The sequence below is a fragment of the Janthinobacterium sp. TND4EL3 genome (genome assembly GCF_900156175.1).
In the GTDB taxonomy this organism is placed as follows: domain Bacteria; phylum Pseudomonadota; class Gammaproteobacteria; order Burkholderiales; family Burkholderiaceae_D; genus Janthinobacterium.
The window spans coordinates 209354-222762 of the sequence record NZ_FTMV01000007.1 but is presented as its reverse complement, the minus strand read 5'-3'; the positions used below and the strand labels follow the sequence as shown (position 1 = coordinate 222762).

The following is a 13409-nucleotide window of genomic DNA, read 5'->3' as shown; positions in this document are numbered from 1 at the left end:
GGCCGAAGCCAGACAGCGCGTTTCCTTGCTTGCAGCATCCCCGAAGGGATGCCTGCAGCGGTACTAAGCTTCGCTTGCGCGAATATTAGAACGAGTGACGAACGCCAACGTTGAAGGCTTTGTCGCCCGTACCAACGTTGCTGTTGTTACCAACGGTGTAGCCTGCGCCGTTTTTGTTCTTGATCTTAGCGTACGAAGCGTAGGTGCTGGTGCGCTTCGACAGAGCGTACGAGTAGCCCACTGCCCATTGATCAGCATCAGCGTTAGCAGCGGTTTTGTCGTTCGTGCGGATGAACGAAGCCATCACGGTGCCAGCTGGGCCAACAGGTACGGTTGCGCCGACCAGGATGTTGTTGCTGTCGGTGCTAGGAGCAGCCGATGCTTGGGTCAGGCTGTAAGCAAAACGGTCTTCGTTGTTGTGCTTTGCGCTGTTTGCGCCTTTGTTCGCGCCGTATGCAACGTAAGCTTTAGCAACTGCGAAGTCGTAGTTAGCTGCAGCCAACCAGTTACGTGCGCTACCGGCTTCAACGCCGACGTCGTCGTTGCTGGTGTTGTTGTAAGCCAGACGTGCGTTCAGAGGACCGTTCGCGTAGCCAACCGACGCGCCGATTTGACGGCCGTATTTGTTCGAATCAGCTTTTTCGCCGAAGGTGTAAGCAACATCAGCGTCAAAGCCGTTGAAGTTTGGCGAGGTGTACAGCACGGTGTTGCTGGTGCGGGTGTTCGCTGGGAACAGGTTCTTGGCGGAACCAGCGTAGCCCACTGCGAATGGATCAGCAACTTTCGACAGGGTGTTGTACCAAGGCGTGTATTGACGACCCAGGGTCAGGGTACCGGTCGTTTTGCTGCTCAGACCAACGTACGATTGACGGCCGAACAGGGCTTCGTTTTTACCTTGCGCGCCGGTGTCAACGCCGAAACCAGCTTCCAACAGGAACAGAGCCGACAGGCCGCTGCCCAGATCTTCGGTGCCTTTGAAGCCCAGACGGGAAGCCGAAGCAACGCCGCTGTCCAGTTTGTTAACGTTGCCGTTAACACCGCCGCGCTCGCTGACGAAACCAGCGTCAACGGTACCGTAGATAACAACGCTCGATTGAGCTTGGGCTACGCCAGTGGCTGCTGCCAGAACTGCCAGGGTGATCAGAGTTTTTTTCATTGCGATTTCCTTTAATTTTGAAGCAAAAAGTAATACAGCCTATGCATCTCGAGCTGCGCTCTAGCAGAGCGCTTTTTATGAGTGAGGGCAAGGTCTCCACCTGCCACATTGCTGTTCCGGTCAGAGGAACAGTCATATCGGTATCGGCACGCTATTGCGCCGATAAGCTTGAAGGTTGCATAACGACCGTATTTTCGTGCGCCGGTTCGGTGCTCAAAGGGCACCGGAAGCGGCACTATAACGACCGTTTCACATTCCATCAAGTTCCAACATGTTACTTCCGGTACCAGGCCAGGGGCTTTTTCAGGCATCCCGGCCATCGCCAACCGTACTACGCGACAGAGCCAGTGCCCCTTGCCAACCAATGCATTGGCCTGATTGACCATTCCATCATAGCGCATGCCTAGTCGACACCCGTTGTATTAGTGCAACAGTATCAGGCGCATGATCAAAACGTCAACATGCTTTACCCGTCATTTAGCCTGCACGACTTACACGACAATGCGTGTAATTTGTAAGGTGATAATGGATAAACGGGACGAAGCATACACGGCATCGCCAATGTTTGCTGCCGGAGGTGCAAAACGGGGGAAAAATGCGCCCGGTTTTGGTGCATTGCCGCATTATTCAGGGGCGTAGGCGCCAATTCCGACGTCGCTGCGCGCGTCCGGAAAATGGCCAGAGTAGCAATACAATTACTGACTTTCCGGTAACTTAAATTGCTCACATAGAAATGTTTTTCATACCGTTGAGTACGCTCACCACGTACCCGGCTGCGATGCATGAGGACGACTCTTGCTTGCAAATTCCTCATCAATTGAAACAATTTCTTACAATGTTGCCTTCTAAGTATTTCGGTATATTTGTGTCAAATAAACGACACTTTGATCGAAATCAAGTTTTTCCACGCGCCCTTGCGCAGTATTTTCTTTTTCTTTTGAGTAATTTTTGCTTAAAAGCGCAGAAAACTGCGCTAGCGACGGCCCGCACGCTTGAGCATGCGCATGAAACTGCCCAGCAAGGGCAACTTTTCATACAATTCCTCGGCTACATCCCAGTAATCGCGGTGCGATAGCACCCGTCCCTGTGCATCGAAGCGCACGTGCGTGGCGCCACGGATGCATTGCTCTCCCGTCAGCCATCGTTTCATGCGAAAACGAAACTCCCAGGTAAGGAACGCCTGCTCACCCTGCCCCATGCTGTCGAGGACGATGAAACGGGGCGCATCCACCTGTACGAACATGTGTTCGAAGATGGCCAGGATGGCGGCATGGCCTTCGACCTCGTTGAAGGGGTCCTTGAAACGGGCATGCGGCGCATACACGGCGCCGAGCTGGGCCAGGTTTTCGACACTCAGGTGTTCGTAAAACGCCACCAGGCGCGCCAGCTGGTCTGCTTGCTGCATGCTCTTGTCCTTACTCATAAGCCAGTGACCTTGCGGATCAGCCAGAAATAGGCGCGGTACGGCAAGAGCCGCGCCAGCCGCAGGGTATTCGTAAATCGTTTGGGGAAATGGATGTGAAACTGCCCGCGCTCGATGCCGTCCAGCATGGCTGCGGCCGCGTCCTGCGCCGTCATCAGGGCCGGCATCTTGAAATCATTGCCAGCCGTCAAAGGCGTGGCGACAAAACCAGGGTTGATTTGATACACATCAATCCCGCGCCCATGCAGATCCAGATACAGCGATTCCGTCAGGTTGATCAGCGCCGCCTTGCTGGCGCCATACGCGAGCGCCTTCGGCAAGCCGCCGTAGCCGGCCACCGAAGCGACGATGCCGATGCCGCCCCGGCCCTGGCGCAGCAGCCACGGCAAGGCCTGCTCCAGGCAATTGAAGACGCCGCCCACGTTCAGGGCCAGCAAGCCTTGCGCCGCTTCCAGGTCGAAACTATCGGCGCGCATGGACTGATAGCCGCCAGCGACCACGAGAATCAGGTCGATGTGCGGCCACTGCTGCATGAGTTCGGTGCACACGGCCCGCACTTGCGCTTGCTGGGTAATGTCAAGCGGCAAGGCCAGCGCCAGCGGCTGCCCCTCGCACAGCTGCTCCAGGCTGGCACGGTGGCGGGCCGACAGGGCCACGCTGGCGCCCTGCGCCAGCAACTGGGTGGCGCAGGCGGCGCCGATGCCGCTGGAAGCACCGATGATCCACACGCGCTTGCCGGCCCAGCTGGCAATCTTGCGGTTCATGGCGCCGCCTGCGGGCGTTTGCTGAAGGACAAGGTCACGGCGCCCAGGCCAAAGCCGAACTTGCTCATGGCGGCGCGGTTGAGCATGACCTTGTCATCCATTAAGAACATCCAGTCCTCGAAATCCACGTGGTAGACGGTGCCGTCGACAGGCAGGGCCAGCACGTATTGCCAGCGCAAGGCATTGCCGGCCACTTCGCCGACGGCTTGCCCGATCACGTCGGGTGCCGTGCCGATGAAGCGCCCGGGTGCCGTCTTGCGCAGGGTCCACACGCGCCGCTGGCGGCTGCCGTCCGAATACGTGAAATCCTCGTCAAGCGTGCCGGTGTCACCGTGCCAGCTGGCGTGCAGCACGACCGTGAAGCGTTTCACCACCTTGCCGGAGCGGTCCTGGAAGATGCCGTGCGCGTCGAGCGTGCCGTTGAAATACTGCTGCAAATCCAGTTTCGGCAATTCCTGCGCATACGTGGCAGGCAGGGGCGGCGTGGAGCAGGCGGCCAGCGCCAGCAGCAGGGCCGCCAGCGGCAGGCGGTGTTTCCAGTTGTTCATGAGGTGCATGGCATCTTCTCCCGGTGATCGCTATATATATGTTGCAAGGGTGCGCGCCACAGCAGCAGCGCCGCCAGCAGCTTCAGGGCGCAGGGCAGCAAGGCGTAGGCGGCGGACAAGGCCGGCAAGCCGCCGCTGCCGCCCGGCACATAGCCGAGCCAGGCCAGCAGGGGCAAGGCGATGCCGGCCGCCAACGCCAGGCTCATCTGCACACCCCAGTTCCACCAGCCGAAATACGCGGCCTCATGCCTGCCCGCCTGGCCGGCGGCGCCGATCAGTCCCGCCAGCAGGGCCGGCGGCAAGGCCAGGTCGGCGCCCAGGGCCAGGCCCGACAGCAGGCAGATACTGGCAAAGCCCCAGGCGGCGCCCGCATCGAGGCCATACGCCCAGACGAAGACGGTGGCCGCCAGCAGCATGGCGCCGGCCCAGGCCCGCGCTTCGCCAAAACGGCGGGCCAGGACCACCCATGCGGGCATGGAAGCGGCCGCCGCGCAAAAATAGACGATCAGGAAAGCGCCCGCGTAATGCCCGAGGCGCAGGTAATCGCCGGCAAAGAACAGGAACAGGGTGGCGGGAATGGCGGCCGCCACGCCGTTGACGAGCAAAATGGCGAACAGCCAGCGAAACGCCCGCTGGCGCCAAGGCAGGCGCCAGCCGCCCGCGGACTGCACCGGACCGCCGCGCAAGGGCGGACGCGGCGCGCGCGCCAGCAGCAAGGCGCCTGCCGCCAGCAGGCAGACGGCAAAGGCCAGCGACAGACCGTCATAACCGAACACGGAAGTCAGGCCCGCCGCCACGATCACGCCGATCAGCCCGCAAGCTTCGCGCACGGCCGTCACGCGCGCGCGCAGCTCCCGCGCCTGGCTCAGGGCTGCGCCCCAGCTCTGGTGGGCGATGCTGGCCAGGCCGAACGCCGCATATACGAGCAGCAAGGCCGCCAGGAACCAGGCCAAGGTGGCCGCGGGCGGCATGGACGGCGGATGGAACAGGGCGCCAAAGCCCAGCAGCAGCAAGGGCAGCGACGCGCTGACCAGCATGGCATAGCTGCGCGCGCCGTGCGCCATCCAGGCGCCCAGGGCCGGGTCGATGAAGGCGGCGGCGATGCGGGCCGCCAGCAGCACGGCGCCGATTTGCGCCAGATCAAGACTGCTGCGCTGCGCATAAAACGGCGCCACATAGATATAGATGGGCAGCGCCAGCATGGCCAGCGGCAAGCCGAACAGGCCATAGCTGAACAGGGCGGGCAAGGTCAAAGCGCCGGCAGCGGCGTTCATGGCAGCGGGGCGGCGTTCTGCAGCAGCGCACCGCGCAGCGTCGGCGCCGTCGACTCGGGCGACAGCCAGATGGCGAAGAAGGCGCGCGCAAAGTCGCCATCGCTCACGTCGGCCAGCACCTTGCCATCGAGATAAAAGCGCACGCCGGGCGCGGTGCCGGCCCGGTAGGCGCCCGCGATGCGCTGGCCTTCCTTCACATCCGGAAAGATGCGCCGCATGGTCTGCAGCCACGACTGGCGCTGCGCCACCGTGCCCACGCCGACCTTCTGCATCTGTTCATGGCTGGCCTCGGCGATCTTGCCGCCGTCGAGCGCGCGCGCGTAGCGCAATTCCAGCACGAACGGGGCGGTGGCGGACGCCGCGCCCTGGTAGCCCTGCGGCCCCACCCACAGCTGCGCCTGGTAAATGCGCATGCCGAACCACGTGTATTCGCCCTCGCCCGCGAGCCGGGCTTCAGGCACGTCCGCGGCGACAAAGGCGGGCGGCGCGGCCATGGCGCCGGACATGGCCAACGACAACACGACTATGGCAAGCAAGCGGCCCATGGTCAGTCCTTGACGAGGGTAAATTGCATCACATCTGTGTTGTGGGCCTGGAAGGCGGCCTCGCAATACGCGAGGTAAAACTCCCAGGTCAGCAGGAAACGGCCATCGAAACCCTGCTTTTCCAGTGCCGCGCGCCGGGCCAGGAAGCTGGCGCGCCACTGGCGCAGGGTTTCCGCATAGTCGAGACCGAAGCTGAACGCCTCCACCACGCGCAAGCCCTGCGCCTCGGCGGCGCGGCGGAATTCTGCCGGCGATGGCAACATGCCGCCCGGAAAGATGTACTGCTGGATGAAATCCGTGCTCTTGCTGTAGCGCTCGAACAGCGCATCGGCAATGACGATGGTCTGGATGCAGGCCCGTCCGCCCCGCTTCAGGTTGCGTGCCACGCAGGAAAAATAGCCGGGCCAGTAGCTTTGCCCCACGGCTTCGAACATTTCGATCGAGGCGATGGCGTCGTACTGGCCATGGCTGTCGCGGTAATCGCACAGCTGCAAATCGGCCAGGCTGGCCAGCCCCGCGTCCTGCAGGCGCTGGCGCGCGTACGCCAGTTGCTCCGTCGACAAGGTCAGCCCCGTCACATGGGCGCCGTAGTCGCGCGCCGCCGTTTCCGCAAAGCCGCCCCAGCCGCAGCCGATTTCCAGCACGCGCTGGCCGGTCTGCAGCTGCAGCTCGCTGGCGATGCGCCGGTATTTGGCACCTTGCGCCTGCTCCAGGCTGGCGCCCTCGCTGAACAGGGCGCTCGAGTACGTCATCGAGGGGTCCAGCCACAGCTGATAGAAGGCGTTGCCGATGTCGTAATGGGCGTGGATATTCTTCTTGCTGCCGGCGCGCGAATTGCGGTTGAGCAAATGCCGCAGCTTGTAGACCAGGTTGCCCCACCAGTTACCGTAGATCAAGGACTCGATCTGGTCGCGGTTGCGTATCATCAATTCGATCAAGCCCGGCAAATTGTCCGTGCGCCAGTCGCCCGCGATGAACGTTTCCGCAAAACCGATGTCTCCCGAGCGCAGGACGGCCCCGCACAAGCGCCAGTTGTGCAGGTCCAGCGTGACGGGATTGCCGCCGTCGCCGTACAGCAGGACGCTGCCATCGGGCGTGCGCAGGCGCAAGGCGCCAAACTTCAGCTGCGCCAGCAGCCGCAATATCATGCGGCCGGAGGCGGGCACGTCCAGGTGCGCGTGGTCATGGCACGCGCTGCGTGCCTGCAGGCTGGTCGGCAGGGATTCGGAGCTCATCGGGACACCTTTTCTTGTGGGGGGTGGGGTTTGCTGAAAAACGGCACGCGGCGCAGCCACAGGCGCAGCGCCTGCCAATGGATGCGCGCCATCACGCCCCAGGTCATCAGCGGATAGCGCAGCAAGGCGTACGCGATGGCGCCGTCGCGCAGGGGCCGCGCCGTGCCGGACAGGCTCGTCTGCAGCAGCGGGCCGTCGAGGTCGTCATAATCGACGCGCGCCAGGTGGCGTTCGCCGTCCTGCTCGCTGTTGCGCAGGAAACGGAAGCGGTAGCGTCCCGCCACCTGGCAGAACGGCGAGACGTGGAAAATCTTGCTGGCTTGCAATTCGCTGCCATGGGCGATGGCGCCGCCCTGCTCCAGCAGATACAGGTGGCGCTCGCCGAAGGTATTGCGCACGTCACAGACCACGGCGCGCAGCGCGCCGTCAAGCCGGTGACAAAACCAGAAACTGACGGGATTGAAGACATAGCCGAACACGCGCGGCATGGTTTGCAGCCAGATTTCGCCCTGCGCATCCGCCACGCCCTGCTGGCGCAGCAGGGCGTCTATCCATTGCAACAACGGCGTTTCTCCATCGCCATGGTCGCTGTCGCGGAAGGACAGCAGGTTGGCGCCGTTGCGCGAAATCAGACGGGCGGAAAAATCCCGCGCGCCCATGCTGCGCAGGGGCAGGCGCACATAATAGATGCCGTAGCTGAAGGCATGCGCGCGCGGCCGCAGGCGCGCATGGCGCACCTGGCCCAGGCACAGCTGCGGCAGCGCCGGCGGCGGATCATGCGGCATGGCCAAGCTCCGCCGCCGCCATGCCATTGAGCACTTGCGCCACCGCCAGGCCAGACTTCAAGCCATCCTCATGGAAACCATAACCGGTCCAGGCGCCCGCGAACCACGTGTGCTGCGCGCCCTGGAAACCGGCCAGGCGCGCCTGGGCGGCGATGGCCGCGCCATCGAACACGGGATGCGCATAGGAAAACTCGTCGATCACCTTGGCCGGGTCCGGCTCGTCAAGGGGATTGAGCGAGACGATGACGGGCGTCGTGAACGGCAGCGGCTGCAACTGGTTCAACAGGTAGTGCACGCACACTTGCGGCGCCTCGCCCTCCTCCGTCGCCCGGCCCTGGTAATTCCAGGCCGACCAGGCCTTGCGGCGCTGCGGCAGGCAGGAGGCATCCGTGTGCAGCACGGCGCGGTTCGGCTGGTAGCGCACGGCTTCGAGCACGGAGCGCTCGTCGTCGCGGATATCGGCCAGCAGGGCCAGCGACTGGTCGCTGTGACAAGCGAGCACCACGTGATCCGCATGCTCGACGCCGGCCGCCGTATGCAGCTCGACCATGCGCGCCCCCCCGTGCCCCTGGCGGCGCACGGACAGCACGGGACACGCGAGGCGCTGCTGCGGGATGCCGGCCAGCAGTTTTTCCACGTACACGCGCGAGCCGCCCCGCACCGTGCGCCATTGCGGCCGGTCGTTCACTTGCAGCAAACCATGGTTGTGGCAGAAACGGATGAAGGTGGCCAGCGGAAAGGCCAGCATCTGGCGTGCCGGGCATGACCAGATGCAGGCCGCCATCGGCAACAGATACCAGTGGCGGAACTCGGCGCCGTAGCCGTGCAGGTCGAGGAACTCGCCCAGCGACATGGCCGGCGCCGGCAAACTGGACATGGCCAGCGCGCTGCCTTGCCGGTTGAAGCGCACGATATCGCGCAGCATGCGCAGGAAGGCGGGGCGCAGCAAGTTGCTGCGCTGGGTAAACACGGTATCGAAATTGGCGCCAGCCCACTCCAGCACGCGGTCATTCGCGGCCGTACCCAGCGGCATCTTCACGGAAAACGACATGTCGCTGTCGGCCGCGGCGACGCCCAGTTCATCGAAGAGCTGGACGAGGTTCGGATAGGTGGCGTGGTTAAACACGAGAAAACCCGTGTCCACGCCATGCGTGGCGCCGTCGAGCGTGACGTCGACCGTGTGGCTGTGGCCGCCAAAATAATCGCCCGCCTCGTAGAGGGTGACGTCCTGGCCCGCCTGCGCCAGCCGATACGCACACGACAGGCCTGCAATTCCCGCTCCGACGACAGCAATTTTCATGATGTGACCCATATCAAGTTTGTCCTGGACAAAACGACCTAGCAGGATATTCGATTAAATATTGAGCTATGTCAATGAGCGCGTGTGCCGCTCAGAAACTTATACGTCCGCTATTTGCAATCGGATTCAGCTATTTGGTACGGAACAGCCAAAGGCGTAAAATGCATGCCACGTTCATCCGCAAGCGAGCAAAAACCCTGGTATGGATACTGACCTGCAAGCACTGCACCCCCCTTCCGCCTTCAGCATCAGCGATGTCGAGCGCGACACGGGGCTGGCCAAGGAAACCTTGCGTGTCTGGGAGCGCCGCTACGCCTTTCCCCAGCCGCAGCGCGACGCCTTCGGCGAACGCAGCTACCCGGCCGAGCAGGTGCAAAAGCTGCGCATGGTGAAGCGTTTGCTGGACCTCGGATTTCGTCCGGGTAAAATCATGCAGCACAGCACCCAGCAACTGCAGCAGCTGGCCAGCGCCGGCTCGACGCCGCCCCAGCAGGCGGCACCGCAACTCGGACACTACCTGGCCCTGTGCCGCGGCCACCGGATGGCGGAACTGGGCGATGCCCTGCGCCAGGCGCTGGCCGTGCTGGGCCTGAAAGCCTTCACCACCGACGTGATCGCCCCGCTGACCGGCATGGTGGGCGAAGCGTGGGCCTGCGGCGAACTGGCCGTGTACGAGGAGCACCTGTATAGCGAAACCTTGCAGACGGTGATGCGCCATGCGATTTTTTCGCTACCGCAACAAAGCGCTCCCAGCACGCGCACGCCGCGCATCGTCCTGAGCACCTTGCCGCAGGAACGCCATGGCCTGGGCCTGCTGATGGCCGAGGCCCTGTGCGTGGCGGCCGGCGCACATTGCATGTCGCTGGGCGTGGAAACACCGTTGAGCGACATCGTCGCGGCGGCCGGCGCGCAGCGGGCCGACATCGTCGCGCTGTCGTTTTCCAGCGCCAGCAAGGAAAGGCAGACACGCGACAGCCTGCAGCAACTGCACGCCAGCCTGCCGGCCAGTACCGAACTGTGGGCGGGCGGGCGCAGCCCCGTGCTCTACAAGCGTCCGCCGCCGTTCCTGCATGTGCTGGACTTGCGCCAGGTCGAGGAAAGCATCGCCAGCTGGCGCCAGCGCCATGCGCCCGACGCCCTGCAAACGCACTGATCGCAATATAACTGCGGCGATCTTCGCGGATAGCCGCGCAATGTTGCCAATCGAACAGGAATGCATGAAGCACCGGGCGCGCTCTGGTAGAATAGCCGGTATCAAACAGTGTCCGGCGCCGCCGGGCCTAAGGTCAGCACCCGCCACCACACATCCATGTTTAGTTTCTTCAAGAAAAAACCCGCCGCCCCTGAAGCCGTGCCTGCCAGTGTCGAGCCTATCGCCGCGCCCGCCGCCGTCACGCCGCCATCCACGCCAGCTGCCGCCCCCCTCAGTGGTGCGCCAGCCGAGCTCGTGCCCGTGATCGTCGCTGCCGAACCCGAGAAAAAATCGTGGATGACGCGCCTGAAGGCAGGCCTGTCGAAGACCTCGAACACCTTGTCCGTGCTGTTCGTCGGCGCGAAGATCGACGACGCCCTGTACGAAGAGCTGGAAGCGGCGCTACTGATGTCCGACGCCGGCATCGATGCCACCGAATTCCTGCTCACGGCGCTGAAGAAAAAGGTCAAGGAAGACAAGCTGCTCGACGCGGCCGCCGTCAAGGCCGCGCTGAAAGTGCTGCTGATCGAGCTCTTGCTGCCGCTGGAAAAGCGCTTCGAGCTGGGCCGCCACAAGCCGCTGGTGATGATGATTTCCGGCGTGAATGGCGCCGGCAAGACCACCACCATCGGCAAGCTGGCCAAGCACATGCAGTCGAACAAGCAGTCCGTGCTGCTGGCAGCGGGCGACACCTTCCGCGCCGCCGCGCGCGAACAATTGATGGTCTGGGGCGAGCGCAACAACGTCACCGTCATTTCGCAGGAATCGGGCGACCCGGCCGCCGTGGCCTACGATTCCGTGCAATCGGCGAAGGCGCGCGGCATCGACGTGGTCATGGTCGACACGGCGGGCCGCTTGCCGACGCAGTTGCACCTGATGGAAGAATTGAAGAAAATCAAGCGCGTGATCGGCAAGGGCATGGATGGCGCGCCGCATGAAACCCTGCTCGTCATCGACGGCAACACGGGCCAGAACGCCTTGACGCAAGTCAAGGCCTTCGATGACGCCCTGCAGCTGAGCGGCCTGGTGATCACCAAGCTGGACGGCACCGCCAAGGGCGGCGTGCTGGCGGCCATCGCCCGCGTGCGCCCCGTGCCCGTGTATTTCATCGGCATCGGTGAAAAAATTGAAGACTTGCAGCCTTTCGTGGCTGCCGAATTTGTCGAAGCGCTGCTCGGATAAGCCCATACATGATTGAATTTCAGCACGTCTCCAAGCAATACTCCCCCGACGCAGTGGCGCTCAGCGACATTTCGCTGAGCATTGCCAAAGGCGAGCTGGTCTTCCTGGCCGGCCCGTCCGGCGCCGGCAAGTCCACCCTGCTGAAAATGATCGCCGCCATGGAACGCCCCACGTCGGGCAAGCTGATCGTCAATGGCCAGGACATGGCAAAGATCAAGCCGGCCGGCGTGCCCTTCCTGCGCCGCAACATGGGCCTGATCTTCCAGCAGCAAAAATTACTCAACGACCGCTCCATCCTGGCCAACGTCATGCTGCCGCTGCTCGTCGTCGGCGCGCATAAAGTTGCCGCAGAGCAGCGCGCTCGCGCCGCGCTGGACAAGGTGGGCCTGCTCGACCGCGCCCTCGCGCGCCCGCTGTCGCTGTCGGGCGGCGAACAGCAGCGCGTCTCGATCGCGCGCGCCATCGTCAACCGGCCGCAGATCATCCTGGCCGACGAACCGACGGCCAACCTGGACCGCGCCAGCGCCAACAAGGTACTCGACGCCCTGAAGGCGTTTCATTCGGTGGGCGTGACCTGCCTCATTTCCAGCCATGACGAACAGATGCTCGACGCCGCCGCCCGCGTGATCCACCTGAAGAACGGCCAACTGGTCGCCATCGACAAGGCCACGCAAGCACCCGTGTTCGCCCCGCCCGATCCCGATTTCGCGCCCGCCCCCGATGCGGACGACGCGCAGGGAGAACAGGCATGAGAGGCTGGTTCCGTCAACACCGCTTCGCGCTCGGTTCGGCGCTGATTCATCTGCGCAAGTCGCCGGGCGGCTTTTTATTGAACGTCGTCGTCGTCGCCATCGCCCTGTCGCTGCCGTTTGCCGGGCTGACCATGCTCGACAACGTGCGCCCCATGTCGGAACAGATGTCGGTCGACCCGGAAATCAGCGTCTTCCTGAAAATCGACACGCCGCGCGAGCAGGCCGTGGCGCTGGCTGGCGAGATGCGCAAGATCGTGGGCCAGCAGAAGGCGAAGATCGTCTTCATCCCCCGCGAACAGGCGCTCGACACCCTGAAAAACAAGAACGGCCTGGCTGACGTATTGAGCACCCTGGGCGACAATCCCCTGCCCGACAGCTATGTGCTGAAGCTCGACGCCTTCAGCAGCGCCAGCGAAGCGCAGGATGTCGACGCCGTGGCCGAACAGCTGCGCCACCTGCCCGGCGTGGAATCGGCGCAAGTCGATTCGGCCTGGGTCAAGCGCCTGGCGGCCCTGCTGGGCGTGCTGCGCCTGGTGCTGCTGCTGCTGGCGATCACCCTGGGCGTGGCCGTCATCGCCGTGGTCTTCAACACCATCCGCCTGCAGGTGATGCAGCAGCGCGATGAAATCAGCATCTCGAAGCTGATCGGCGCGACGGACACCTTCATCCACCGCCCCTTCTATTACACGGGCGCCCTGCTGGGCCTGTGCGCGGGCGCGCTGGCCCTGGGTGCCGTGGCGCTGGCCTTGCAACCGCTCAATACCGCGATTGCCGAATTTGCCCGCCTGTATGCGTCCGAATTCCAGCTGGTGCCGCTGGCGCCGCTGCCGATGGCCGGCTTGCTGGCCGTCAGCGCGGGCCTGGGCCTGACCGGCGCCTTCCTTTGCGTGCAGCGCCACCTGGCGCGCCTGAACTGACCTTCCCTTCCATGGTGGCTCCTGCGGTGCCGCCATTCCTCATCACCCCTTGTTTTTTTGATATCCGCCCCATACTGCTGTTATCTTGATATTAAGCAAGTATTCTTAAGGTTCGCTTCAGCTTGCGGCCGTAGACTATGTATGTTGTCGCTGGGAAGTAGAGAAAGGCGCATCGTGCCTGCCGCCAGCGGGCGCCATGCGGCCCGGCGCGGCATTTTAGATTGCATATCAGCTATTAAAACCCCATAGCATTTAGGCTATCACAGCGATTAAATGTGCCGATTGGCACTCTCAAGCAGAGAGTGCTAATATATGGACATACCCAGGCAGGACCGC

13 protein-coding genes are annotated in these 13409 nt (G+C 63.1%); 4 read left to right on the top strand and 9 right to left on the bottom strand.

Features of this window, described 5'->3' with window-relative positions:
- Nucleotides 1-85: 85 nt before the first annotated feature.
- The 9 genes from BXA07_RS13450 to BXA07_RS13410 form a co-directional block, all read right to left on the bottom strand.
- Nucleotides 86-1156, bottom strand: a complete 1071-nt coding sequence (locus BXA07_RS13450; protein ID WP_076568402.1) for a porin — start codon at nucleotides 1154-1156, stop codon at nucleotides 86-88.
- 973 nt (nucleotides 1157-2129) lie between these two features.
- Nucleotides 2130-2561, bottom strand: a complete 432-nt coding sequence (locus BXA07_RS13445) for a nuclear transport factor 2 family protein (RefSeq protein ID WP_244556267.1) — start codon at nucleotides 2559-2561, stop codon at nucleotides 2130-2132.
- A 14-nt stretch (nucleotides 2562-2575) separates the two neighbouring features.
- Nucleotides 2576-3343, bottom strand: a complete 768-nt coding sequence (locus BXA07_RS13440) for an SDR family NAD(P)-dependent oxidoreductase (protein ID WP_076568400.1) — start codon at nucleotides 3341-3343, stop codon at nucleotides 2576-2578.
- A complete protein-coding gene (locus BXA07_RS13435) occupies nucleotides 3340-3900 on the bottom strand; it encodes a DUF3833 domain-containing protein (RefSeq protein WP_083708211.1) in 561 nt (186 codons plus the stop codon). The genes BXA07_RS13440 and BXA07_RS13435 overlap by 4 nt, the downstream gene beginning before the upstream one ends.
- Entirely contained in the window at nucleotides 3888-5165 is a 1278-nt protein-coding gene (locus BXA07_RS13430; RefSeq protein WP_076568399.1) for an MFS transporter, read from the bottom strand. Before BXA07_RS13430 ends, BXA07_RS13435 begins: the two co-directional genes overlap by 13 nt.
- Nucleotides 5162-5710, bottom strand: a complete 549-nt coding sequence (locus BXA07_RS13425) for a chalcone isomerase family protein (protein WP_076568398.1) — start codon at nucleotides 5708-5710, stop codon at nucleotides 5162-5164. Before BXA07_RS13425 ends, BXA07_RS13430 begins: the two co-directional genes overlap by 4 nt.
- Nucleotides 5711-5712: 2 nt before the next feature.
- Entirely contained in the window at nucleotides 5713-6858 is a 1146-nt protein-coding gene (locus BXA07_RS13420; protein WP_244556272.1) for an SAM-dependent methyltransferase, read from the bottom strand.
- An 83-nt stretch (nucleotides 6859-6941) separates the two neighbouring features.
- The gene (locus tag BXA07_RS13415; RefSeq protein WP_076568471.1) at nucleotides 6942-7730 is read right to left on the bottom strand and encodes a DUF1365 domain-containing protein; all 789 of its coding nucleotides are present in this window, start codon (nucleotides 7728-7730) and stop codon (nucleotides 6942-6944) included.
- The gene (locus BXA07_RS13410; protein WP_076568470.1) at nucleotides 7720-9030 is read right to left on the bottom strand and encodes an NAD(P)/FAD-dependent oxidoreductase; all 1311 of its coding nucleotides are present in this window, start codon (nucleotides 9028-9030) and stop codon (nucleotides 7720-7722) included. Before BXA07_RS13410 ends, BXA07_RS13415 begins: the two co-directional genes overlap by 11 nt.
- Before the next feature lie 202 nt (nucleotides 9031-9232).
- Between BXA07_RS13410 and BXA07_RS13405 the strand changes: the two genes are divergently transcribed.
- From BXA07_RS13405 to ftsX, 4 genes are all read left to right on the top strand, one after another.
- Nucleotides 9233-10183, top strand: coding sequence for a MerR family transcriptional regulator (locus tag BXA07_RS13405; protein ID WP_076568397.1), 951 nt, complete (start codon nucleotides 9233-9235; stop codon nucleotides 10181-10183).
- Nucleotides 10184-10339: 156 nt separating this feature from the next.
- Entirely contained in the window at nucleotides 10340-11404 is a 1065-nt protein-coding gene (gene ftsY / locus BXA07_RS13400; RefSeq protein ID WP_076568396.1) for a signal recognition particle-docking protein FtsY, read from the top strand.
- A gap of 8 nt (nucleotides 11405-11412) precedes the next feature.
- Nucleotides 11413-12156, top strand: a complete 744-nt coding sequence (locus BXA07_RS13395; RefSeq protein WP_076568395.1) for a cell division ATP-binding protein FtsE — start codon at nucleotides 11413-11415, stop codon at nucleotides 12154-12156.
- Complete coding sequence (gene ftsX, locus BXA07_RS13390; protein WP_076568394.1) at nucleotides 12153-13073, top strand: permease-like cell division protein FtsX; 921 nt, start codon at nucleotides 12153-12155, stop codon at nucleotides 13071-13073. Before BXA07_RS13395 ends, ftsX begins: the two co-directional genes overlap by 4 nt.
- Nucleotides 13074-13409: the final 336 nt, after the last annotated feature.